Below are 22,782 nucleotides of genomic sequence, written 5' to 3' on the forward strand. Positions count from 1 at the left end.
CCGGAAATTTCTGATGAAGTTTACAAAATCGATGATGCAATGAGAGCTGGTTTCGGTTGGGAAAACGGACCATTCGAAATTTGGGACGCTGTTGGAGTTCAAAAGGAATTGAATTGGCTACAGAAGCTGGCTACGAAGTTTCAGACTGGGTTAAGAATGTAGAATTTCTATAAAGTAAATGAAGATGGACAAAGTATTTTCGTTGATAAAAATTCAGGTGAATACAACAAAATTCCGGGACAAGATGCTTTCATCATTTTAGATAATATCAGAAAAAATAAAACACTTTGGAGTAATTCAGGAGCTTCTATTGAAGATTTAGGCGACGGAATTATCAACTTTGAAATTCGTTCTAAAATGAATTCTCTTGGAGGCGAAGTTTTAGATGGATTAAACAGAGCGATTGATTTAGCCGAAAAAGAATATGACGGTTTAGTTATTGGAAATCAAGGTGCAAATTTCTCTGTTGGAGCAAATTTAGCGATGATTCTAATGATGGCTATTGAGCAAGATTGGGATGATTTGAATATGGCAATCGCTTATTTCCAGAAATCGATGATGAGAGTTCGTTATTCTTCAATTCCTGTAGTAGTTGCTCCTCACGGAATGACTCTTGTGGTGGATGTGAATGACCATGCATGCAGACAGAGTGGTTGCAGCAGCAGAAACTTACATCGGACTAGTTGAAACCGGAGTTGGTGTAATTCCCGGCGGTGGCGGAACGAAAGAATTTGCTTTAAGAACTTCAAGAGAGTTCCACAGTGATGATGTGAAAAATAACAGACTTCGTGAGGCTTTCATGAATATAGCAATGGGTAAAGTTGCCACTTCTGCTTATGAAGCTTATGATATGGGAATTCTTGAAAAAGGAAAAGACATTGTAGTTGTAGACAAAAAACGTCAGATTGCCGAAGCTAAAAAAGTTGCAAAACTAATGGCTGAACAAGGCTACACTCAACCCATCGAGCAAACCGTAAAAGTTCTTGGAAAAGATGCTCTAGGTATGTTCTACGTAGGAACCGATCAGATGTTAACCGGAAAATATATTTCTGAACACGATAAAAAGATTGCAGATAAATTAGCTAACGTTTTGGTAGGTGGAAATCTTTCAGAACCAACAGTTGTGACCGAACAATACTTATTGAACCTTGAAAGAGAAACTTTCCTTCAGCTTTGTGGTGAAAGAAAACTTTGGAGAGAATTCAGTTTATGTTACAGAAAGGAAAACCGTTGAGAAATTAATAACTATAAATATTTTAACACGAAGTTTGTCATTCCACAGGAATCTAAGCTTAGATGCTTTTAGCATGGCAAAATGTATGTTTAAATTAAAATAAATAAAAAAATGTCAAGACAAGCATATATAATCAAGGGATTTCGTACAGCAGTCGGAAAAGCTCCAAAAGGCTCACTCCGCTTCACGCGTCCCGACGTAATGGCAGCAATAGTAATCGAAAAACTGATGGCAGCTGTTCCGCAATTAGACAAAGACAGAGTTGACGATTTAATCGTTGGAAATGCAATGCCGGAAGCTGAACAAGGCTTAAATGTGGCACGTTTAATTTCTTTGATGGGATTAAATACCGACAAAGTTCCGGGAGTCACTGTGAATAGATATTGCGCATCAGGAAGTGAGGCGATTGCTATTGCTTCGGCAAAAATTCAGGCAGGAATGGCTGATTGTATTATCGCAGGTGGTACAGAATCAATGTCTTATATTCCGATGGGTGGTTACAAACCCGTTCCGGAAACTGAAATCGCAAAAACCAATCCTGATTATTATTGGGGAATGGGTTATACTGCGGAAGAAGTAGCAAAACAATTTAATATTTCCCGTGAAGAACAAGATCAGTTTGCGTTCGAATCTCACCAAAAAGCTTTAAAAGCAAATCAGGAAGGTAAATTTGCGAATCAAATCATACCAATTCCTGTTGAGTATAATTTCTTGGATGAAAATCAGAAAATGCAGACTAAAAAGTTTGATTTTTCTGTAGACGAAGGCCCAAGATTAGACACATCTTTGGAAGGTTTAGCTAAATTAAAGCCCGTTTTTGCAAACGGAGGAAGTGTGACAGCAGGAAATTCTTCTCAAATGAGTGACGGTGCAGCTTTCGTTATCGTGATGTCTGAAGAAATGGTAAAAGAATTAGGATTGGAGCCAGAAGCAAGATTAGTTGCGTACGCTGCGGCCGGACTTGAGCCAAGAATCATGGGAATGGGACCAATTTATGCCATTCCAAAAGCACTAAAGCAAGCTGGTTTAGAATTAAAAGATATTGAATTGATTGAATTAAATGAAGCATTTGCTTCTCAATCGGTTGCAATTAAAAAAGAATTAGGTTTAAATCCTGATATTTTAAATGTCAATGGTGGTGCCATCGCTCTTGGTCACCCGCTTGGTTGTACAGGAACGAAATTAACCGTTCAACTCCTTGACGAAATGAGAAAACGTGGAAATAAATACGGAATGGTTTCTATGTGTGTGGGAACTGGGCAGGGTGCTGCTTCAATCTTTGAATTATTATAACTAAAAAAACTACAAAATATAATGACTACAATTAATAAAACACTGAAAGGAGGTGAGTTTTTAATTAAAGAAATTGCTGCAAACGAAATCTTCACTTTAGAAGAACTTTCAGAAGAACAAAAAATGCTTCGTGATTCTGCGAAAGAATTTATCGACAGAGAAGTAATTCCGCATCATGATCGTTTTGAGAAAAAAGATTATGCATTGACTGAAGAAACAATGCGCAAATTAGGCGAAATGGGACTTCTTGGAATCACCGTTCCTGAAGAATATGGAGGTCTTGGGATGGGATTCGTAAGTACGATGTTGGCTTGCGATTACGTTTCAGGAGGAAATGGCTCATTAGCAACAGCTTACGGAGCACATACCGGAATTGGAACATTACCCACTCTTCTTTACGGAAGTGAAGAATTGAAAAAGAAATATCTTCCGGATCTAGCTACAGGAACAAAATTCGGTGCTTATTGCTTGACTGAGCCGGATGCTGGTTCAGACGCAAATTCAGGGAAAACAAGAGCAAAATTGTCAGAGGATGGAAAGCATTATATCATCAACGGACAAAAAATGTGGATTTCAAACGCAGGTTTTGCAGATACTTTCACATTATTCGCAAAAATTGATGATGATAAAAACATTACAGGTTTTGTGATCAACCGTTCAGAATTGGAAGATCCAAACAGCCTAACTTTTGGTGAAGAAGAGCACAAATTAGGTATCCGTTCGTCTTCTACCCGTCAGGTATTCTTCAATGACATGAAAATTCCTGTTGAAAATATGCTGGGTGAAAGAAACAATGGTTTTAAAATCGCTTTGAATGCATTGAATGTTGGTAGAATCAAATTAGCTGCTGCCAATCTTGACGGACAAAGAAGAATCTTGAACCATTCGATTCAATATTCGAATGAAAGAAACAATTTGGGGTTTCTATTTCAACTTTTGGAGCCATCAGAAAGAAATTGGCAGAAATGGCAACCGGAGTTTTCGTGAGTGAAGCTGGTTCTTACCGTTTAGCAAAAAATGTTGAAGATAAGATTGAAGAATTGGTTTCTGGAGGAATGAATCATCAACAAGCTGAATTGAAAGGTGTTGAAGAGTTCGCAGTAGAAGCTTCTATTCTTAAAGTTTTCGTATCAGATCTTACTCAGGTTACTGCCGATGAAGGAATTCAGATTTATGGTGGAATGGGATTCTCAGAAGACACTCCAATGGAAGCTGCATGGAGAGATGCAAGAATTGGAAGGATCTATGAAGGAACCAACGAAATCAATCGTCTTTTGGCCGTAGGAATGCTGATTAAAAAGCAATGAAAGGTGAATTGGATTTACTTTCTCCTGCAATGGCAATTTCTAAAGAATTGATGGGAATTCCTTCATTTGAAGTTCCTGATTATTCTGAATTGATGAGCGAGGAAAAAGCAATTTTGGCAAATCTTAAAAAAGTATTTTTAATGGTTTCAGGAGCTGCCCTTCAAAAATACATGATGGATATTGAGAAGCAACAGCATTTATTATTAAATGCTTCTGAAATTCTTAACCAAATCTACATGGCAGAATCTGCAGTGCTAAGAGCTGAAAAACATTTCTCTGCTGATTCTGTAGAAGTTGCAATGGCTCAGTTGAATCTTTACAAAGCAATCGAAAAAATAATCTCAGCTGCCAAAGAAGGAATTGTTTCTTTCGCAGAAGGCGACGAACAAAGAATGATGCTTTCAGGTTTAAGAAGATTTACAAAATATACCAACCACCCGAATGTTGTAGGACTAACTGAAAAAGTGGCTGCACATTTTATTGGGAAGGGACATTATTAGAATATTGAATAAAATATTATTTTGAACGCTTCATTTTATGGAGCGTTTTTTATTTAATAAAACGTAAGGTCTAATTCATTAAAATGTACATTATCAAATCCAACAGTTTTCTTTAGCTTGCAAATTCTTAATTCAAAAATTTCCTGAATGCAAAACCTTCTAAAACTTCTAGCTCTTTTTATCTTTGCAAACTTTTATTCTCAGCAACAATTTGTCTTTTTTGGTTCTTATAATTGGGAAAAAGATTCGGAAGGAATTTATGTTTATCAATTAGATAATGAAACAGGAAAACTTACAAAAACTACTTCAATAAAAGGTGTTGTAAACCCATCTTACATTACAATTTCTGAAGACGGAAAATATATTTATGCATCTTCGGAGAGCAAAATTGAAAATGGAGGAACGGTCAGCTCTTTTCGTTTTGATAAAGAAGAAAAAACTTTGAAATTTATGAACAGTCAGGAAAGTGGTGGCGAAAATCCGGTTTATGTAAGCGTTCATAAAAATAGAAAATGGCTGGTGAATGGAAATTACACCGATGCAAGCGTTTCAGTTTATCCGCTTTTGGAAGATGGAAAAATAGATTCTTTAGCACAAATTTTAAAGTTTTCTGAAGGAAGTATAAATCCTGATAGACAAGCAAAAGCACATATTCATTCTGCTGTTTTTTCACCAGATTTTAATTCACTATTTTTCACCGATTTAGGCGCTGACAAAATCAGAATATATCCTTTTGAAAATACTGATTTAAAACCTTTAAATATAGAACAAGGCAGTTTCATAAAGACGAAACCTGGAACTGGGCCAAGGCATTTGATTTTTAGTAAAAATGGAAAAACAGCATATTGCATTGAAGAAATGGCAGGTGAAATTTCTGTATATGATTTTACAGAAAACATGCTTAAAGAAATTCAAAAAAAACCTACACATCCTGCAAAAATTAAGGATGGATTTGAAAGTTCAGATCTTCATATTTCTCCCGATGGAAAATTCTTGTATGCTACTAACAGAGGAAAAGAAAATAATATTGTCATTTTTAAAATTCAATCAAATGGAACTTTAGAAACTGTTGGTTATCAAAAAACACACGGAAAACATCCCAGAACTTTCACTATAGATGAGACTGGCAGATTTGTTATTGTCGCCAATACAGGAAGTAATAAAGTAGTCGTTTTTAAAAGAAATTTAGAAACCGGGGTACTTAAAAAAGTAGGAAAATCTGTGAAAATTAAAAATGTTTCTTGTGTGAAAACGAAAATTTATTAATTTGAGAATTACTGATTCAGATCTGCTTTCTCTCGATATTCCATATAAATATTTTGAAATTTGCTTAGATTTTCTGCTCCGGATTTTATAATTTTTCCGTTTTTATAAATGTTGTAATTATTCTTTTCATTGATATTTTTGTTTTTAAAATCCATAAAAATACCGTCTTTTATTTTGCCTGAAGCATCTGTTTTCAAAAAAGCTAAAACCTGAGGAGCAAATTTCTCAGCATACCTGCCATAGAAAATTTTTAAGAGTGCATCTTCTTCGCTGAAAAAATCTCCGATATTTTCAAAGATAGCATCTAAATTATCTAAATCCGGACGAACTCTGAGCCCGTGAAAAAGCTTAAAAGTTTTGTCGGGAAAATCATCGCCGAAAATTTTATCGTTAGAAATATAGGTATTGCTGAAAACCATATTATCTGAAATTAAGCTAGAAATAACCGAGCTCTTCGGTAGATTTTCTATGTCAAAATCTATATTTTCAACAATGACGGCTGGCTGTTGTTTATAGAACAAAGTTCTGATTTGTTTCTTATTTTTTAATACAATCGTTATGACAGAATTTTTATCGGCTACATTGGTAATGCGAATTTCATCATTTGATTTTGAAAAAAGTAAGGCATTCCCATAATTTACAGCTGCCATTGTAACGATGATACTATCTAGTTTTCCGTTCTTATATTTTTTGTAGGTACTTCCGCTCTCAATGTTTTTCTCAGTAGAAGTTGATGAATTTTCGTTTTGCCCGAAAACCATTGTTGAGCATACTAAAAATGTAAAAAGGCTGAAAAAATATTTCATAAGATCAATTTAAATGTTGAAGATAAGCATTAAAGGGTATTTGTTATCATTAGCTGTAACGTAAATGAAAATTTTATTAAAATATTTGCGTAGTTAAATAACTACATTTATATTTGTAGTCAAATAGCTACATAAAAGAATGTACATTTTAATTAAATCTAAAAGCAAAGCGTATGAATCTTAGAAGAGATGTTTTTCAGGCAATTGCAGATCCTACGAGAAGATCAATCCTTCTTTTGGTGGCAACTCAATCGATGACAGCGGGTGCGATTGCTTCTAATTTTGATACGGCAAGACCAACAGTTTCAAAGCATTTACAAATCCTTACCGAATGTGAATTGCTAAAAAAAGAACAAAACGGAAGGGAAATCTTGTATCACCTTAATCCTAATAAAATGAAACAAATTTCAGATTTTATTGAGCCTTTCAGCAAAATGTGGGATGACCGTTTCAACACATTAGAATCTGTAATGAAAAACTATAAAAAAAACAAATAAAATGGAATTAAAAACAAAAATCACAGCCGAAGACGATAAGCAAGAATTGATTATCACCAGAGTTTTTGATCTTCCTTTAGATCTGCTTTTCAAAGCCTACGAAGAACCTGAGATCGTAGAGCAATGGATGGGGACAAAAGTACAAAAGTTAGAAAACGAACCGCATGGAAGCTGGCGTTTTGAAACTTCTCACAACGGACAAGTTGTATTTTCTGCTAACGGTGTCATTCTTGAATTTGTTCCGAACCAAAAAATTACAAGAACTTTTGAGATGGAAAATAGCTCTTTTCCTGTTCAGCTGGAGTTTTTTGAATTTGAAAAAATAAATGAAGAATCAAGTAAACTCACGATGCAGATCATCTTCAAATCTGTAGAATTCCGCAATCAGCTTTTGAAAATGCCATTTGCGCAAGGTTTAGGTATGGCTCATGACCGCCTTCAAGAAGTAGTTTTAAATTTAAAAAATAAATCAATTATGAAACGAAATGCAGTAATATATTGGGTAACAACTATTTTCCTTTCTATCGGAATGTTGGCAGGTGGCATACAACAAGCTTTTCAAATTGGCGGTTATAATGAAATTGTCACTAAATTGGGTTATCCGTTATATCTTTTAACGATTTTAGGTGTATGGAAAATTTTAGGAGTAATTGTCATTTTGCTTCCAAAACTACCATTGGTAAAAGAATGGGCTTATGCAGGATTTTTCTTTGCAATGTCGGGAGCAGCAATTTCTCATTTGCTTGTTGAGCAACCATTTACAGAAGCTCTTCCTTCAATGATACTGTTGATGGTAACGGTTCTTTCATGGATTTTCAGACCTGCTGACAGAAAATTAACTTCTATAAATTCTTAAAAATTATGCAAACCGAAGCTGAACTTTTTTTGAAAAAGCTAAAAAATGGAATGAAGAATTTTATCTTTTAAGAGAAATTCTCCTTGAAAACAAACTGCTTGAAGAAGATTATAAATGGATGCATCCCTGCTACACTTTTCAGGGAAAAAATGTAGTGTTGATTCATGGGTTTAAAGAATATTGTGCATTACTTTTTCACAAAGGGGTTTTGTTGAAAGATCCTGAAAACATCCTGATCCAACAGACTGAAAACGTACAATCTGCCCGACAGCTACGCTTTACAAATATTTCTGAGATTAAAGAATTAAAATCTTTGATTAAATCTTATGTGAAAGAAGCTGTCGAAATTGAAAAATCAGATGAAAAAGTAGCTATGAAATCTGCTAAAGATTATGCAGTTCCCGAAGAGTTTCAGAAGGTTTTAGACAATAACAATGAAGCGAATAAAGCTTTTTATGCTTTGACACCGGGACGGCAAAAAGGATATTTATTTTACTTTTCACAAGCCAAACAAGCAAAAACAAGAGAAGCAAGAATCGAAAAATATTACCAAAAAATTCTGGACGGAAAAGGAATTGATGATTGAAAATTAGTTTAAACCTTTTAGTCTCTAGTGCTCATTTCCTGTTACTTTCAGGTCATTCAGATCAATCTGTAATTCAGCTTTTCTGATTTCTGAATCTTCGAATTCTTTGTGTTTTCTCATTTTAAATAATTCCTTTCTCTGAAGTGCATAAATTTCCAAAAGCAAGTGATGGTACTGCTCTACTTCCTCTTTTTTTGTGTCGCGGCATTCTACAGAATCAAAACTTTTCTGATTGTTTGAAATTTCGTTTTCGAGGCTGTTTTTGTAATATTCAATCAGATCATTTTGAAAAATTTTAGTCTGATAATTTTCATTGATATAATTTAAACCTAATTCATCCAAACGAATCTGGATTTTTTTTCTCTGCTGATCTTCAGGAATTTTGGCATCAATTTCATTAATATTGATCCATTTAATGATTAATGGAAGCGTTAATCCTTGGAAAACCAAAGTAATAAAAATGACCACAAATGTGATGAAAATAATCATGTGTCTTTCCGGGAACAATGTTCCTTTATCATCTAAATAGATGGGAATTGATAAAGCCGTCGCCAAAGAAACCACACCTCGCATTCCCGCATAACTAGTAATCAATGGGCCTTTCCATCCGGGACTTGGCTCATTTTTTCTGATACTTTTAAACAAAAACCTTGGAATATGAGCAGCCGGATAGACCCACAAGAATCGTAAAGCAATCACAATCAAACTTATAATGATTCCATATTTTAAACCTTTAAAAACCAAATGACTTCCTAATCCTTGTACGATTTCAGGAAGTTCTAATCCGATTAAAATGAAAACCAAAGCATTCATTACAAAAATCATTGTCGTCCAAACTCCAAGCATATTTAATCTTGTGCTTCCTGTTTTGAAAAGCTCGTGCGAGCGCCACGAAATAAATAATCCTCCAGAAACAACCGCCATCACTCCGGAAAAATGAAATTGCTCAGCCGCCAAAAAAAGAATGTAAGGAGTCATTACTGTCAATGCTGCATCAATAGCAGGATTCGTGGGTAAAAAGCGGTGAATTGCATACATAACATTCCCACCAATTATTCCTACCACTACTCCCATTCCTGCAACAAGAAAGAACTGTCCCGTTGCCTGTTGCATAGAAAATGTTCCTGTAAGAACCGCAGCTAGAGCGAAACGGAAGACAATCAAAGAAGCAGCATCATTCACTAAACTTTCACCTTCCAAAATGGTCAATAATCTTTTTGGAATTTTTAAACCTTTCATTACGGTTGCAGCTGCTACAGCATCGGGTGGAGAAACGATTCCGCCTAATAAAAATCCGAGTGCCAAGGTAAATCCGGGAATCATGGATGATGAAATATACGCAACAACCAGAGACGTGAAAAACACGAGCCCGAAAGCCAAAAGTGTAATCGGTCTTTTCCATTTCCAAAAATCTGTCCATGAAGTATACCATGCTGCCTCATACAAAAGTGGCGGCAGAAAAAGAAGGAAAATAATATCCGGATCAAGCTTCAGAACAGGAATTCCCGGAATAAAACTAATCGCTAAACCTGCAATCACTAAAAATATAGGATAAGCAACTTTTAATTTTTTTGCCAGCAAAACGAGCATCATTACTGCAAAAAGAAGAAAAAGAATAAGAAGTAAATTATGGTGCATAAATCTTTAAATTTTGATTAATCAAAAGTATTTTCAGATGAATTGACGGTTGACCACTTTAATAGAAATAGTAATGGAAGCAATACGGTTTCATCATTTATTCGCAAAACTAATTATTCTTTATTTTACAGCAAATAATTTTCATATTATAAATTCATTTGAAATTAAAATATTTTTTATAATTTTAAATCAAACAAATTTTTATGAAAATTATTTTCGGTTTATTCTTATTGGTTTCAGGCATATTTTCTGCCCAGACCACTCTTGAGCCATTAAGAAGAGACAGTTTGGATCTTCACAAATTCAATTCACCAATTATTACTGAAACTGAACCAACTTCTATCGACAGCACTTTGGTAAAATTGTATAAAATGCCTGTTGCTAAACCAGAAAATCCTGAAATTTATTCAAGTTTGAAAGCTACGGTAAAAAGCAATACCCAATTTAAAATTCTTAATTCATTAGATTCTTTTAAAACTAAAAAACTGGCAACAAAGTAATTTTTGAAACCAATTGATTGTTGATAACATATTCTAAAATTATTGAGAAAAAGATAGAATTTATAAAGGCTGTTTTATATTTTTGTACTCTATTTTTACAAGATGACAAAAGAAGAACTGCTACATAAAGCCATAAAAATTGCTGATAAAGCACATAAAGGTCAGAAAGACAAATACCACGCTCCGTACATCGCCCACGTAATGCGTGTGATGGAATACGGAAAAACGATGGATGAGAAAATTGTAGGAGTTTTACATGACGTTGTAGAAGATAATCCTGAAGATTTCAGCCTTGCCTATTTAAGAGATGAAGGTTTTCCGGAGTATATTCTTTACGCAATCAGCTGTCTTACGAAATATGATGACGATGAAATCTATGATGACTTTGTAAAAAGAACTGAAAGATCTCCTTTGGCTGTTGCTGTAAAGTTAAATGACCTTCGTGATAATATGGATTTGCGCCGAGTAAACCGCGAATTGACATCAAAAGACATTCACAGATTCAACAAATATCTAAAAGCTTACCGTTATCTTTCTGAAAAATATTAATCTGCTCCCGGGAAATGATATGTTTTTGTTTCTTCGCTTTTTGTTCCGTCGATGTTGATGTTTAGGGCTAAATAAATGAAGTGAACGTTTTTATTTCCTTTTGCCTCAAATTCTCTCTGCCATAAGTAACCACTCAGAAAACCGAAATTTTCATCAACCTGATAACCCAAACCACCATATACTCTATTTCTTGCAAATGCAGGTTTCATGGGTGTTACAATAAAAATCTCATCATAAACATTAGCGAATAAAGTTCCCGGTGCAATTTTTTTCGCATTCAAAGGAACTGAGATATTCAAACGGTAACGGTAACGCATTCTTTCAGATCTTTTGTCAGTCTGCGGCTCATAAAACCATGATTTTTCCGCACGAAATCTGTTTTCAAACTTTACAACTCCTTTTTTAATATCAATTACATCCTGCAACCAAACACGAAATTCTTCTTTATTAATTGCATGATCTTTATAGGTTGCATATCGACCTAAGCCGACAAACGGTTTATGATTTTTGGTCAAATTATATCCTAAACCTCCTTTTATTTCGTAATAATCAGGATAAGTGTATTCTTCGATCCCTCTTGATTGTCCTTCTGCATACAAGAAAAATTTTGGATGAAATTTATACGTTATAGTCAATGCATTAAATGAAGAAATATGTTCCTGAGCATTAAAAAAGCTCATCATCAAAACAAAACCAAGACTTGTAATAAGTTTCATCCAAAAAAATTTTTGCAAAAGTAAATGATTTAACAATGCCGTAATGTTAAGTTTACTTAATATTAATATTGTAAGTGAAACCAAGGTGAAACCATCTTTGAGGCATCGGTACGCCAAAAGTTTCAGTATACTTAGAATCTGTGATATTATTAACGAGAATATAACATGAAAAGTTTTTCTCAGTAAAAGTCGTTTTCTGATCTAAGGTATTATAACTTCCTAAATTTACCCTTTCGGTATATCTGTAAAGCAATTCAGTTGTGATTTTTTTACGAATCTTAAATTGAAGTTTTGATATGAATTGATGTTTTAGATTATCAAGAACATATCTGGAAAAACTATCATTGAATTCTTTAAATTTATTATCTAAATAAGTATAACCCACAGTATATTTCATCCAATCAAAAACCTGATGACTCAATTCAGCTTCGATACCTTTAATTTCTGTATCACCGACATTCTTTGCATACCAGATAGGATCTTGTAAAGAGTTTTTTACCCAATCGATAGCATCTGATGAGCCTCTGTAGAAACCACTTACTTTTCCTAAGATATTTTTGTTCTGATATTGATACCCAATTTCTGCATAAACTGCACTTTCAGGTAGCAAGTTTTCATTTCCTTGTTCTGTTTTGCTGGTATAATATAGGTCTGTGAAAGTTGGTACACGATGTACTTTTGAGATATTTCCGTATATTTTGTTGCTCTCGTAAAAAGAATATCCAACATCTAATCCAGGATAAAAGAAGTTTCCTTCGTTAGAATAATTAGCCCAGGAAATTCCCGGTGTAATGTTCAGTTTTTTATCTAATAACGAAAAATGATGTTCAAAGAAAACCTGAGAAACAAATCGTTCTCTGTGGCCTAAATTATTACTAGCCAAAAACTCTTTTCTCAACTCAACGCCCAAACCGGTGGTTCCCAAATTTGAAGTATAGCTTGAATTTACTTCTCCACCCACATTGTTTCCGATGTGCATATTTCTGTAAATCTCAGGCTTTTCTCTGTTGAAAAGATACATATCCTGCCCTCTTCTCCAATATACATTCGAGTTTAATTTAAACTTACCAAAGCTTTGCTGATGAGACAAACTTACGATAGAAGCCTGAAGTTCTTCGTATTGTTCAGTAGCATTGGGTGAAGAATAAAAACCGTTTGCCCCGAATTTTTTCTCTGAAATACCGGCTTGTAATCTTATACTTCCGTCTTTTATTTTTAATTGATTCTGATAGAAAACATTCTTCATTTCAAAATCTGTATTGTGTCTGTAGCCTTGCGAAGAATTTGAATTTGCCTGCAATAAATTTGAAAACTTATCATTTCCAAAATTAGCATTCAAACCAAGTCCATATGTTTCGTAATCGCCACCTTCAGCTCTTATTTTCACTCTTTTTCCTGGGTTGGCTTTCGTGATGATATTGATGGCTCCAGCATAAGCATTCTGCCCGAAACGTCTTGCTGCAGGACCTTTGATGATTTCAATTCTTTCAACATCTTCCAAATCTACCGGAACGTTCATCGAGTTGTGACCGGTCTGAGAATCATTCATTCTGATTCCGTTGAGAAGCAAAAGAACCTGCTCAAACGAACTTCCTCGAAATCCGATGTCACTCTGTACTCCGTTAGCTCCTCTCCTTCTGATATCCATTCCGGGGATCTGCTGCAGGATTTCGTCGATGCTGGTTGCCGGGGAATTTAAAATATCTGCTTTCGTAATAACAGAAATATTTTGATTGGCATTTTTATATGGAGTTGAAATGAATTTTCCCTGAATTTCTATTGAATCAATTTCGGTTGTTTTTTCCTGAGCGTTGATACTGTATATCCCGGCCAGGAAAAAAACTGCGAGTAGTTGTTTGTTCATTTTTACTTTTAGTTTATTTTGCAGCCTTCAAAATTAGGAGACTTTATCTAAGTAACAAATGATAGATATCATGAAAAAAGATGCCGCAATGTGCATCTTTAAAGGGAATTTTAAAAAGTAAATTATCTTTTTCTCATTAAATGTGTATACAAATGTCTGAAAAATTCTCTCATTTTAACACTAATTTAATGGTGCAATTTTACAATAAAAATATATATCAAACAATAGTAAAGTGTTATTAATTCTAAAAATGTCATATTGAGAGAATATCATTTTTATAAGATGTTTTTGAAGCAAAAATTTAAATTTTCATCATGAAATATCCTTATTTTACAGTTGATTTATTTTAATTAAATCCGTCAAAATTTCGTATTTTTGTTGGTCTTAATTTTACTATGGCTCCAATTACAGAAATAGATATAAAAAAACAGGTTTTCGTTAAAAATGCACACCTTAACAACCTGAAACACATCGATGTATTAATTCCGAAAAATAAATTAATCGTCATCACAGGGGTTTCCGGAAGCGGAAAATCTTCTTTGGCTTTTGACACGATTTATGCTGAGGGACAAAGACGTTATGTGGAAAGTTTGAGTTCTTACGCCCGTCAGTTTTTAGGGAAGTTAGAAAAACCTAAAGTTGATGACATCAAAGGTTTAGCACCTTCGATTGCGATTCAGCAGAAAGTGATTTCTTCAAATCCGCGTTCTACGGTAGGAACTTCTACAGAAATTTACGATTATATGAAGCTTCTTTTTGCAAGAATTGGTAGAACTTTTTCTCCTGTTTCCGGCGATGAAGTGAAAAAAGATTCGGTTTCTGATGTGATTGATTACATAAAATCAGCAAAAAGTGATACCGCATTTCTCTTAACCGCTCCGTTGGAATATGATATTGAAAATTTCACTGAAAATTTAAATATTTTAAAGCTTGCAGGTTTCACAAGATTGGAAGTAAACGGAAATGTTGCCGGAATTGAAGATTTGGAAAGCTTCGGGTTTGCGCCTGAAAAAGGAATGGTGATCAATTTGGTCATCGACCGTTTTTCATATGAAGATGATGAAAGCTTTCTTCAGCGTTTGGCAGATTCCATCCAAATGGCTTTTTACGAAGGTCGTGGATATTGTTCATTAAAGAACATTGAAACAGCGGAAAGTAAAGAGTTCTCTAACAAATTTGAGCTTGACGGATTGGAATTCCTTGAACCAAACGTTCATTTTTTCAGTTTTAATAATCCTTATGGTGCTTGTCCGACCTGTGAAGGTTACGGTAAAGTAATTGGTATTGATGAAGATTTAGTCATTCCAAATAAAGCTTTGTCTGTTTTTGAAGATGCTATCGCTTCATGGAAAGGTGAAACGATGAGCGAATGGAAGAAAGATTTCATTAAAAAGGCGAAAGACTTCCCTATTCATAAGCCTTATCATCAATTAACCAAAGAGCAGAAAAATTACCTTTGGAAAGGTGACGGAAGCAAAACGTTTCCTTCTCTGAATAATTTCTTCGCAATGCTTGAAGAAAATTTATATAAAATTCAATACCGTGTCATGTTATCCCGTTACCGTGGAAAAACGCTTTGTCCAACTTGTGAAGGTTTGCGTTTGCGTGAGGAAACGACCTGGGTGAAAATTGACGGACACAATATTCAGTCAATGATTGAGCTTCCTTTAGATGAGTTGTCGCCGATGATCAACAGTTTGAAATTATCTCAGCACGATAAAGATATTGCTAAGAGATTATTATACGAAATCACTACCCGATTGGAGTTTTTACTGAAAGTCGGTTTAGGATATTTGTCGATTAACAGAACATCAAATACACTTTCCGGTGGGGAAAGTCAGAGAATTAACCTTGCTACAAGTTTGGGAAGTTCTTTGGTAGGTTCTATTTATATTTTAGATGAGCCCTCAATCGGCTTACACTCTCGTGATACTGAAAATCTGATTGGAGTTTTAAAAAATCTTCGAGATTTAGGAAATACCGTAATCGTTGTAGAGCATGATGAAGATGTGATGAGAGCCGCAGATTACATCATCGATATTGGTCCGGAAGCAGGATATTTGGGTGGTGAGTTGGTTTTCGCAGGAGATTATAAAGAATTGAAAGATGCAGATACGCTGACTTCAAAATATCTTACAGGAAGATTAGAAATAAAAGTTCCGGAGAAACGCAGAAAAACAAAAGAATTTATTCATATAAAAGGTGCCAGAACCAACAATCTTAAAAATATTGATGTTGATGTACCTTTAGAAAGTCTGGTTGTGATTTCAGGAGTTTCAGGAAGCGGAAAATCTACTTTGATGAAAGAAATCCTCACGAATGACATTCAGATTCAGCTTGGAATGGGCGGAAAAAAAGGTGATTATGATTCTGTGGAATTCCCGATAAAACTGGTTAAGCATATTGAATTAATCGATCAAAATCCTATCGGAAAATCATCACGTTCAAATCCTGTGACGTATCTGAAAGCGTATGATGATATCAGAGATTTATATTCAAAACAGAAAGTTTCTAAAATGATGGGTTACAAGCCGAAACATTTCTCTTTCAACGTTGACGGCGGAAGATGTGATGAATGTAAAGGTGAAGGGGTCATCAATGTTTCGATGCAGTTTATGGCTGATATCGAACTTGAATGTGAGGTTTGTAAAGGAACGCGTTTCAAAAACGAGATTCTTGAAGTGAGGTTTGACGAAAAAAACATTTCGGATATTCTTCACATGACGGTTGATGAAGCTTTGACATTTTTTAAAGATAATAAAGAAGATAAAATCGTCACAAAACTTACTCCGCTTCAGGAAGTTGGTTTGGGATATTTGCAGCTGGGACAAAGCTCATCTACCCTTTCCGGAGGTGAGGCACAGCGTGTGAAACTGGCATCTTTCCTTGTAAAAGGTGTGACAACAGACAAGACCTTATTTATTTTTGATGAGCCTTCGACGGGATTGCATTTTCATGATATTCAGAAATTGTTAAAATCGCTTCAGGCTTTAATCGACCTTGGACATTCAGTAATCGTCATTGAACATCAACCCGATATTATGAAATCTGCCGACTACATTATCGACATCGGTCCGGAAGCCGGAAAATACGGTGGAGAAGTTGTTTTCGCCGGAACGCCGGAAGATTTAGCTAAGAACAAAAAATCGCATACGGCGAAGTATATTAAAGAAAAGCTGGAACAGTAAAATACAAATAGAGCGTCAAATTGAGGCTCTATTTTTTTGATTTAAACACTAATATCACAAATTTGACAATTACTAAAATTAATGATTTTATATTGTTTTATTTGTGAAAAAATCAGTGAATTTTGGGTTTAAAAAAAATTAAACATTATACAAAAACGGACTTTGTTTAATAAAAGTTTTATCCTCAATCTGAGAAACTAAAAATTCTGACAAATCTGTAGCACTGATTTTCTCACCTTTACAATCTTCTAAATTCGTTTCTGTAGGAAAAGACTCGCAAGTCGGGATGATCAACGGAAGTCTTACCAAAGTCCAATCTAGATTAGAGCTCACAAGAATCTCATATTCATCCTGTTTGTCTTTTGTTGTTTTTGGATAATTTTCATACATCCAATTGGTTGCAATTTTTACCTTATCGTTTTTATGATCAAGTGGAGTATCAACGTTCAGACCCGTAATAGCAATATATCTTGTAATCCCGTGTGAATTCATCGACTGTATCACATTTTTTGTAGCATCAGTAAAGATTGATTGTTCACCAACCGGCTGACCAATTTTACTAATCACAGCACTGCAATCTTTGATAAGATGGTCTACCGCCTCAAAATCTCGTGCATCACCTTTTACAATTTCGATCAAAGGATTTTCTAAGGTGAAATTTTCGGGATTTCGAAGTAATAGTTTGATTGGATACCCTTTTTCCAGAAGTTGCTGAACAAGATATTTTCCTGATTTTCCCGTTCCGCCGATTACGGCAATTCTATTTGTTTTCATAATGATCTCTTTATTTGTGGCAATAGCAAAGTCATAAATAGCAACCTGCTTTTACCTTTCAATTTTAATATAATAGATTATTTGGGTTCAGAAAATTTGAACCTTAAGATTTCAAGACATATAAAATGCGCTTGAATAAAATTGTAATATTTATAAAGAGATATTAATGAACCAAATATAGTCTTTTAAAACTGAATATGATAATCATAAAGTAAATTCAAAAGAAATATTGCGGAATCGTATTTGAAATGACCTTAAGAAAGCGATTCTAAACTTATCCACAAAAAATGTGGATAAGTTGTTAATTTTAACATTAAATTGTTATTGCGTATTAAAAATATTCTTACATTTACTATGTAATAAAACTGAAATGAAATCAATTTTTGCTCTCTTCGTTTTCGGAATTGCAATTAAATTTGAAATAAATTTAAAGCACAGCATCGTCGGCTGTGCTTTTTTGTTGTTGTCTAATTAAAAAAAATGAGATCTATCTACTGAATCTGCCTCTAAAGGGCAGATTCTTTTTTGTCATTATCTTTCGGTTTAGATTTACCTAAAGGTTTTTCTTTTGAAATCCAAATTCCGGAAACCACATTCTGATCATGATAAACCCAAACACTGATGTATTTTATATCCGGTAATTTCTCTGATTGTACATCAAAAATATACAAATCTAATGGATCAAAGTTTTTGGTATATTTATTCAGATAAGCAGAATTGAAATTAAGAACCTTCAATTTGCCATACATTTCAACCGACTTTTTGCATGATTTTTCGATTTCGTTTAAAAAGAATTTTTCAAGTCTTTTACTTAATGTGAATTGATCAAATTTTGTAAAATCACTATTTTCACATTTATTCAAATAAGTATCTATAAAATTCTTGCTAATTTCGAGTCTTTCGTGATTTATCTTTGTATCGCTAATCTTACTATAATATTTCTGCGAAAAAGCAAAAACAGAAAGACACAGACAAGTTGTTGTAATTATTTTCTTCATTTGTATTTATTTTTCACAAAAATAAAATTTAAGACAAATAAATCAAACTTTTTATAAAAATTATAAACCCTAAAATTAAAATATTATTCTTCTCTCGTCAGTTGGTCAAGTTTTTTTAATAAGGTCGGAAATCTAAAATTACCATGCATTTTCTCAACCTTTTTTTGTACTTCATCAACGTCGATTCCTATTGAGGTTAGAAACAAGGGCGTCTTGCTTTCTCCTCGGAAAACTTCCCTCCGCTTTGAATCGGGAGAAGAAAATCCGTTTTTGGCAATTCCAACGACAGGAAATTTCCTGTTTAGGGCCTCAAAAAGATAACCACCCAAACCAATTTTCCCTTCATCATTCAAAGTAACATAACCATCGACAATGATGATGTCATTAGGTTTTAATTGAATCTTTTCTAGCAAACTTAGAATGCAAGGAAGCTCTCTTTTGTAAAACGCACCGCTTTCGTACTCTGCAGTAATCATTGTTTTTTCATTAAAAATTTCGTTCTCTTGTTCTGAATTCCAATCTTCAAAAGCTATACAGACAGTCTTTGCAAAGTCTTCGTAATAATAAGTGTCAAACGCGTAAATCATGATTTAATCTTTATTGAAAAACTCTCCAAAATGCCATAAAATACCTGCGGGATCATGGAGAAAACACTCTTTTCCCCAATCCATTGTTCGAATTGGAGAGAGCTTTGAGCTTGCATATTTTGTGGGTAAATTGAGCAATGCAAGTTCAGTGTAAAACTCATCGATATTTTCAACTTCTACGAAAATCATCGTGTTTTCTATCCACTCTTTTGCGTAATAATCCTGAAGATAAAAAGCGATTTCCTGTTTTTTAAATACCGAAAAGTTGTTTTCGAGAACCATTTCTTCAAAGCCCAAATCTCTGTAAAAAGCTCTACTTTCTTCAAAATTTTTAGATCCTATAAAAGGCCGGATTGATTTTATATTTTGTTTCATTTTATTTTTCCAGTTATCAGAAGTCATTTCAAATTTAATTTCCTTGCCGTGCATTCCCTTTTCTTGCCAGCCAGATTTTCTGTAAAAGATTTCTGCTCTCGTTTTGGGTGATGTACCCAGCCAAACGGTTTCACTTGTTTTAGAGAAATACCAATCGAGCATTACATTGTGTAATTTCCTGCCAATTCCCTTATTTTCAAAATCGGGATGAAGAAATAATGCCCAGATATTATTTTCTTTTAAATCTACAATTGAAAACCCTACAATCAAATGATCAATTTCGCAAACCCAGCCTTTGCCTCTTATTGTCAGAAATTCTTCGCAATCCTGATTAGTAACCAAATTGGGATCAGACAATGTGTTTTCTTTCACAGCATTTCTTACAATCTGTATCTGTGGAATATCTTCGATATTGGCTTCTCGTATAATCATTTAAATTTAAGTTTAAAAAACCTACAAGAAAATTCTTATAGGTTTTAATGTAAATATTGAGTTTAAATTATTTTTTATCAACCACAATTCTTGCTTCTCTGTTGGCAATTTCCCAAGCCGTAGCAAAAACCAATTGTGTTCTTTTTTGTAACATCGAGTAGTCTATTTTTTCAACGTCGTCCGTTGGTTTATGATAATCTTCATGAATTCCGTCAAAATAAAATGCTACCGGAATATTGTTTTTAGCAAAATTGTAATGATCTGATCTGTAATATAATCTCTGAGGATCTTTCGGGTCATCGTATTTATAATTTAATTCTAAATTGACCGTCTTTTTGTTTGCAGCTTCATTAATAACTTTTAGCTCAGAACTTAGCATTTCAGATCCAATTACATAAACATAATTTTTGCCTCTGTTTTCAGGATCATCACGACCAATCATATCTATATTTAAATCAACAACCGTATTTGCTAAAGGAAAAACCGGATTATCAGAGTAATATTCAGAGCCGAAAAGTCCGTGTTCTTCACCGGTTACATGAAGAAATAAGATAGATCTTTTGGGTCCGTTTCCAGCTTTTTTAGCACTTTGGAAAGCTTTTGCAATTTCCATTACGGCAACCGTTCCGCTTCCATCGTCGTCCGCTCCATTATAAACTACCCCATTTTGTGTTCCTACGTGATCATAATGTGCAGAAACCACGATGATTTCTTCAGGCTTTTCGCTCCCTTCAATGAATGCTAAAATATTTTCTGAATCAGGTAAGTCTTCACCACCTCTTTTTTTCATATATTCAGAAGGAACTTTCTGGTAGTATGAGCCTAAAGTTTTCGGAAATGAGATACCGAGACTTTTATAATAATTAATCATATACTCTCCTGCTTTCTTCTGACCCGCACTTCCTGTGTCTCGACCACCCATTTCATCAGATGCAATAACGTAAAGATTTTTCTTTAAATCTTCAAGCTTAATGTTTTGATAGGCAGACTGAAATGCCTTGTCAGTTTTAGATGAACTTGAACTGGCTGAGTTCGACGTATTTTGACCGTTGGTGGCAACTTTTGAAGTTCCGCAGCTTGATAAAACAACGATAGACAATATAGAAATCAGAAATTTTTTCATTCGTAAATTATTTTTCTAAAAATAATAAAAATAATTTAACTTTAACTAAGAATCAATTTTATAAATTTGATCAACAAGATGAAAAAAAATTACGGATTTAATGATTTTAAATTTTTCACCGAAATGTCTGAACTTGCTTCAAGACATCAAAGTTATGATTTATCATTAGGCCTACCCGATTTTGAAATTGACCCTCGTTTACGCTATTATCTCAAAGAATCAGCCGACATCATCAGTCACAGTTATGAGTCTCTCTCAGGAAGCCCTTTGCTTATAGAAAATATCATTAAGTTTAATTTAAAAAGAACGAACAGTTTAACATTAAAAAAAGAAGAAGTTAATATCGTTCCCTGCTCTACTTTTGCATTGTATACTTCATTAAAATCAATATTGAATTTTGGTAATGAAGTAATTGTCATCCAGCCATCGTACTATACTTACGCTCCGTCTATTGTCCTTAACGGAGGAGTTCCTGTATATTATGATCTTGATAATGATTTTGCAATAAATTGGGGGAAACTTCAAAATTGTATTTCAGAGAAGACAAAAGCAATCATCATCAATTCTCCACAGAATCCTACAGGAAAAACGTGGACAAAGTCTGATTGGGAACAACTTTACCAGTTGATTAAAAATCAGGAGATTTATTTGATTTCAGAAGAAATTTATGATATTTATTGTTATGATGGAATTGCTCATTACAGTCCGTTTCTACATCCTGAACTTAAGAAAAGAACATTCTCTATATTTTCTTTTGGTAAAATGTTCCATGCAACCGGCTGGAAAGTCAGTTATCTTTTAGCATCAGAAGAATTGCTTGAGAATTTCAGATGCCACCAGCAATATATTTCTTACAGTTCAAATGCGCCTTGTCAATATGCAATTGCAAAATATTTGGAGGTTTTTGATCCGTCTGATAATCAAAAAATCATGCAAAATAAAAGAGATATTTTTAATGAAATGATGAAAGATACTTCGCTCCAAATTGAACAAAAATCTGAAGGTGGCTTTTTTCAATTAGTGAATTTCAGAAACGTTTCAAAAACCATGACCGATGTGGAGTTTTCAAAATGGCTGACTGTGGAGAAAAAAGTTTCGTGTCTGCCTCTTTCTGCGTTTTACAATTCAAAACAAGATTCAGATTACATAAGATTTAGTTTTGCTAAAAAAGATGATGTGATTATTCAGGCTTTGGAGCATTTGAGGAAAAATTTATGATATAAACCTAAAAACCGTTTTCATAATGCTATTGAATAAAAATCTTCTACTTATTTTACTTCTTTTTAGTATTAAAACTTATTCTCAAAATAAAAATCATCATAATTGTAAAATACCGAAAAATGTTACTTTGTCAACATCAAAATCTGATAGTGGGGAAACTTATAAAGTTAGATTTACAAGAAATACAATGAAGGAAGTTTGGGGAGATAATCTTATAATCATCACAAGTAAAATGAAAATACTAAATGATTGCAAATTCGAAACTGAAATTACAAAAATTGAATCAAAATTATTTATTCAAGATAGTACTGATTTTGTCGGAAAAAAGACTGCACATGAAATAATTCGAAGTGACAAAAAAGAATTTATATATACATATTGGTGCAATGAAGGAAGAAATACATGTACTGAAATATTAGAAAGAAGATAATGTGAATAATTGTACAAATAAAATAAAACACCGCATATAAAT

The 22,782-nt window shown here is 33.9% G+C and carries 19 protein-coding genes and 2 pseudogenes; 12 read left to right on the forward strand and 9 right to left on the reverse strand.

What is annotated here, in order from left to right:
• The 4 genes and pseudogenes from EAG08_RS00005 to EAG08_RS00020 form a co-directional block, all read left to right on the forward strand.
• A pseudogene (locus EAG08_RS00005) lies at positions 1–1,239 on the forward strand (enoyl-CoA hydratase/isomerase family protein); the annotation flags it as partial.
• A gap of 106 nt (positions 1,240–1,345) precedes the next feature.
• On the forward strand, positions 1,346–2,527 hold the full coding sequence (locus EAG08_RS00010) for a thiolase family protein (RefSeq protein WP_129533683.1): 1,182 nt from the start codon (positions 1,346–1,348) through the stop codon (positions 2,525–2,527).
• A gap of 21 nt (positions 2,528–2,548) precedes the next feature.
• Positions 2,549–4,334 (forward strand): annotated as a pseudogene (locus EAG08_RS00015) (acyl-CoA dehydrogenase family protein).
• Between the two features lie 147 nt (positions 4,335–4,481).
• Entirely contained in the window at positions 4,482–5,600 is a 1,119-nt protein-coding gene (locus EAG08_RS00020) for a lactonase family protein (RefSeq protein ID WP_129533684.1), read from the forward strand.
• An 8-nt stretch (positions 5,601–5,608) separates the two neighbouring features.
• On the opposite strand, the gene EAG08_RS00025 is transcribed toward EAG08_RS00020, so the two are convergent.
• Positions 5,609–6,406, reverse strand: coding sequence for a hypothetical protein (locus tag EAG08_RS00025; protein WP_129533685.1), 798 nt, complete (start codon positions 6,404–6,406; stop codon positions 5,609–5,611).
• A gap of 173 nt (positions 6,407–6,579) precedes the next feature.
• Here EAG08_RS00025 and EAG08_RS00030 point away from each other — a divergent pair, with 173 nt between their 5' ends.
• The 3 genes from EAG08_RS00030 (at position 6,580) to EAG08_RS00040 (ending at position 8,345) form a co-directional block, all read left to right on the forward strand.
• On the forward strand, positions 6,580–6,903 hold the full coding sequence (locus EAG08_RS00030; protein ID WP_129533686.1) for an ArsR/SmtB family transcription factor: 324 nt from the start codon (positions 6,580–6,582) through the stop codon (positions 6,901–6,903).
• A gap of 1 nt (position 6,904) precedes the next feature.
• Positions 6,905–7,759 carry a DoxX family protein gene (locus tag EAG08_RS22835; protein WP_129533687.1) on the forward strand — a complete coding sequence of 285 codons (855 nt, stop codon included), beginning with the start codon at positions 6,905–6,907 and terminating at the stop codon, positions 7,757–7,759.
• 94 nt (positions 7,760–7,853) lie between these two features.
• Entirely contained in the window at positions 7,854–8,345 is a 492-nt protein-coding gene (locus EAG08_RS00040) for a YdeI/OmpD-associated family protein (RefSeq protein WP_317126338.1), read from the forward strand.
• 24 nt (positions 8,346–8,369) lie between these two features.
• Here EAG08_RS00040 and EAG08_RS00045 read toward each other — a convergent pair whose 3' ends face one another.
• Positions 8,370–9,983: a Na+/H+ antiporter gene (locus EAG08_RS00045; protein WP_129533689.1), complete on the reverse strand. Its 1,614-nt coding sequence runs from the start codon at positions 9,981–9,983 to the stop codon at positions 8,370–8,372.
• Positions 9,984–10,186: 203 nt separating this feature from the next.
• Between EAG08_RS00045 and EAG08_RS00050 the strand changes: the two genes are divergently transcribed.
• Entirely contained in the window at positions 10,187–10,483 is a 297-nt protein-coding gene (locus EAG08_RS00050) for a hypothetical protein (protein ID WP_129533690.1), read from the forward strand.
• A 102-nt stretch (positions 10,484–10,585) separates the two neighbouring features.
• Entirely contained in the window at positions 10,586–11,032 is a 447-nt protein-coding gene (locus EAG08_RS00055) for a phosphohydrolase (protein WP_129533691.1), read from the forward strand.
• Here EAG08_RS00055 and EAG08_RS00060 read toward each other — a convergent pair.
• Together EAG08_RS00060 and EAG08_RS00065 are read right to left on the reverse strand one after the other, a co-directional pair.
• Positions 11,029–11,748: a DUF2490 domain-containing protein gene (locus tag EAG08_RS00060; RefSeq protein WP_129533692.1), complete on the reverse strand. Its 720-nt coding sequence runs from the start codon at positions 11,746–11,748 to the stop codon at positions 11,029–11,031. The two genes, EAG08_RS00055 and EAG08_RS00060, sit on opposite strands and share 4 nt — an antisense overlap.
• Positions 11,749–11,800: 52 nt before the next feature.
• The gene (locus tag EAG08_RS00065; RefSeq protein ID WP_129533693.1) at positions 11,801–13,612 is read right to left on the reverse strand and encodes a TonB-dependent receptor plug domain-containing protein; all 1,812 of its coding nucleotides are present in this window, start codon (positions 13,610–13,612) and stop codon (positions 11,801–11,803) included.
• A 395-nt stretch (positions 13,613–14,007) separates the two neighbouring features.
• On the opposite strand from EAG08_RS00065, the gene uvrA reads away from it, so the two are divergent.
• Entirely contained in the window at positions 14,008–16,800 is a 2,793-nt protein-coding gene (uvrA, locus tag EAG08_RS00070) for an excinuclease ABC subunit UvrA (protein WP_129533694.1), read from the forward strand.
• Positions 16,801–16,938: 138 nt separating this feature from the next.
• Here the strand turns inward: uvrA and EAG08_RS00075 are convergent, their stop codons facing one another.
• The 5 genes from EAG08_RS00075 to EAG08_RS00095 all read right to left on the reverse strand — a co-directional run bounded on the left by EAG08_RS00075 (position 16,939) and on the right by EAG08_RS00095 (position 21,089).
• Positions 16,939–17,574: an NAD(P)-dependent oxidoreductase gene (locus EAG08_RS00075; protein ID WP_129533695.1), complete on the reverse strand. Its 636-nt coding sequence runs from the start codon at positions 17,572–17,574 to the stop codon at positions 16,939–16,941.
• Positions 17,575–18,080: 506 nt separating this feature from the next.
• Positions 18,081–18,572, reverse strand: a complete 492-nt coding sequence (locus EAG08_RS00080) for a hypothetical protein (RefSeq protein ID WP_129533696.1) — start codon at positions 18,570–18,572, stop codon at positions 18,081–18,083.
• Between the two features lie 83 nt (positions 18,573–18,655).
• Positions 18,656–19,159: an endonuclease V gene (locus tag EAG08_RS00085; RefSeq protein WP_129533697.1), complete on the reverse strand. Its 504-nt coding sequence runs from the start codon at positions 19,157–19,159 to the stop codon at positions 18,656–18,658.
• 3 nt (positions 19,160–19,162) lie between these two features.
• The gene (locus tag EAG08_RS22840) at positions 19,163–19,966 is read right to left on the reverse strand and encodes a GNAT family N-acetyltransferase (RefSeq protein ID WP_129533698.1); all 804 of its coding nucleotides are present in this window, start codon (positions 19,964–19,966) and stop codon (positions 19,163–19,165) included.
• A 67-nt stretch (positions 19,967–20,033) separates the two neighbouring features.
• A complete protein-coding gene (locus tag EAG08_RS00095) occupies positions 20,034–21,089 on the reverse strand; it encodes a M28 family metallopeptidase (protein WP_129533699.1) in 1,056 nt (351 codons plus the stop codon).
• A 78-nt stretch (positions 21,090–21,167) separates the two neighbouring features.
• Here EAG08_RS00095 and EAG08_RS00100 point away from each other — a divergent pair, with 78 nt between their 5' ends.
• Both EAG08_RS00100 and EAG08_RS00105 read left to right on the forward strand, forming a co-directional pair.
• The gene (locus tag EAG08_RS00100; RefSeq protein WP_129533700.1) at positions 21,168–22,307 is read left to right on the forward strand and encodes an aminotransferase class I/II-fold pyridoxal phosphate-dependent enzyme; all 1,140 of its coding nucleotides are present in this window, start codon (positions 21,168–21,170) and stop codon (positions 22,305–22,307) included.
• Positions 22,308–22,437: 130 nt separating this feature from the next.
• Positions 22,438–22,740, forward strand: coding sequence for a hypothetical protein (locus tag EAG08_RS00105; protein WP_129533701.1), 303 nt, complete (start codon positions 22,438–22,440; stop codon positions 22,738–22,740).
• Positions 22,741–22,782 lie beyond the last annotated feature (42 nt).

Source organism: Chryseobacterium sp. 3008163 (assembly GCF_003669035.1).
GTDB lineage: Bacteria > Bacteroidota > Bacteroidia > Flavobacteriales > Weeksellaceae > Chryseobacterium.

Bases quoted from the DNA above. Each gene is read 5' to 3' on its own strand.
- EAG08_RS00010 (WP_129533683.1), top strand. From the start codon at position 1,346: ATGTCAAGACAAGCATATATAATCAAGGGATTTCGTACAGCAGTCGGA.
- EAG08_RS00020 (WP_129533684.1), top strand. From the start codon at position 4,482: ATGCAAAACCTTCTAAAACTTCTAGCTCTTTTTATCTTTGCAAACTTT.
- EAG08_RS00025 (WP_129533685.1), bottom strand. From the start codon at position 6,406: ATGAAATATTTTTTCAGCCTTTTTACATTTTTAGTATGCTCAACAATG.
- EAG08_RS00030 (WP_129533686.1), top strand. From the start codon at position 6,580: ATGAATCTTAGAAGAGATGTTTTTCAGGCAATTGCAGATCCTACGAGA.
- EAG08_RS22835 (WP_129533687.1), top strand. From the start codon at position 6,905: ATGGAATTAAAAACAAAAATCACAGCCGAAGACGATAAGCAAGAATTG.
- EAG08_RS00045 (WP_129533689.1), bottom strand. From the start codon at position 9,983: ATGCACCATAATTTACTTCTTATTCTTTTTCTTCTTTTTGCAGTAATG.
- EAG08_RS00050 (WP_129533690.1), top strand. From the start codon at position 10,187: ATGAAAATTATTTTCGGTTTATTCTTATTGGTTTCAGGCATATTTTCT.
- EAG08_RS00055 (WP_129533691.1), top strand. From the start codon at position 10,586: ATGACAAAAGAAGAACTGCTACATAAAGCCATAAAAATTGCTGATAAA.
- EAG08_RS00060 (WP_129533692.1), bottom strand. From the start codon at position 11,748: ATGAAACTTATTACAAGTCTTGGTTTTGTTTTGATGATGAGCTTTTTT.
- EAG08_RS00065 (WP_129533693.1), bottom strand. From the start codon at position 13,612: ATGAACAAACAACTACTCGCAGTTTTTTTCCTGGCCGGGATATACAGT.
- uvrA (WP_129533694.1), top strand. From the start codon at position 14,008: ATGGCTCCAATTACAGAAATAGATATAAAAAAACAGGTTTTCGTTAAA.
- EAG08_RS00075 (WP_129533695.1), bottom strand. From the start codon at position 17,574: ATGAAAACAAATAGAATTGCCGTAATCGGCGGAACGGGAAAATCAGGA.
- EAG08_RS00080 (WP_129533696.1), bottom strand. From the start codon at position 18,572: ATGAAGAAAATAATTACAACAACTTGTCTGTGTCTTTCTGTTTTTGCT.
- EAG08_RS00085 (WP_129533697.1), bottom strand. From the start codon at position 19,159: ATGATTTACGCGTTTGACACTTATTATTACGAAGACTTTGCAAAGACT.
- EAG08_RS22840 (WP_129533698.1), bottom strand. From the start codon at position 19,966: ATGATTATACGAGAAGCCAATATCGAAGATATTCCACAGATACAGATT.
- EAG08_RS00095 (WP_129533699.1), bottom strand. From the start codon at position 21,089: ATGAAAAAATTTCTGATTTCTATATTGTCTATCGTTGTTTTATCAAGC.
- EAG08_RS00100 (WP_129533700.1), top strand. From the start codon at position 21,168: ATGAAAAAAAATTACGGATTTAATGATTTTAAATTTTTCACCGAAATG.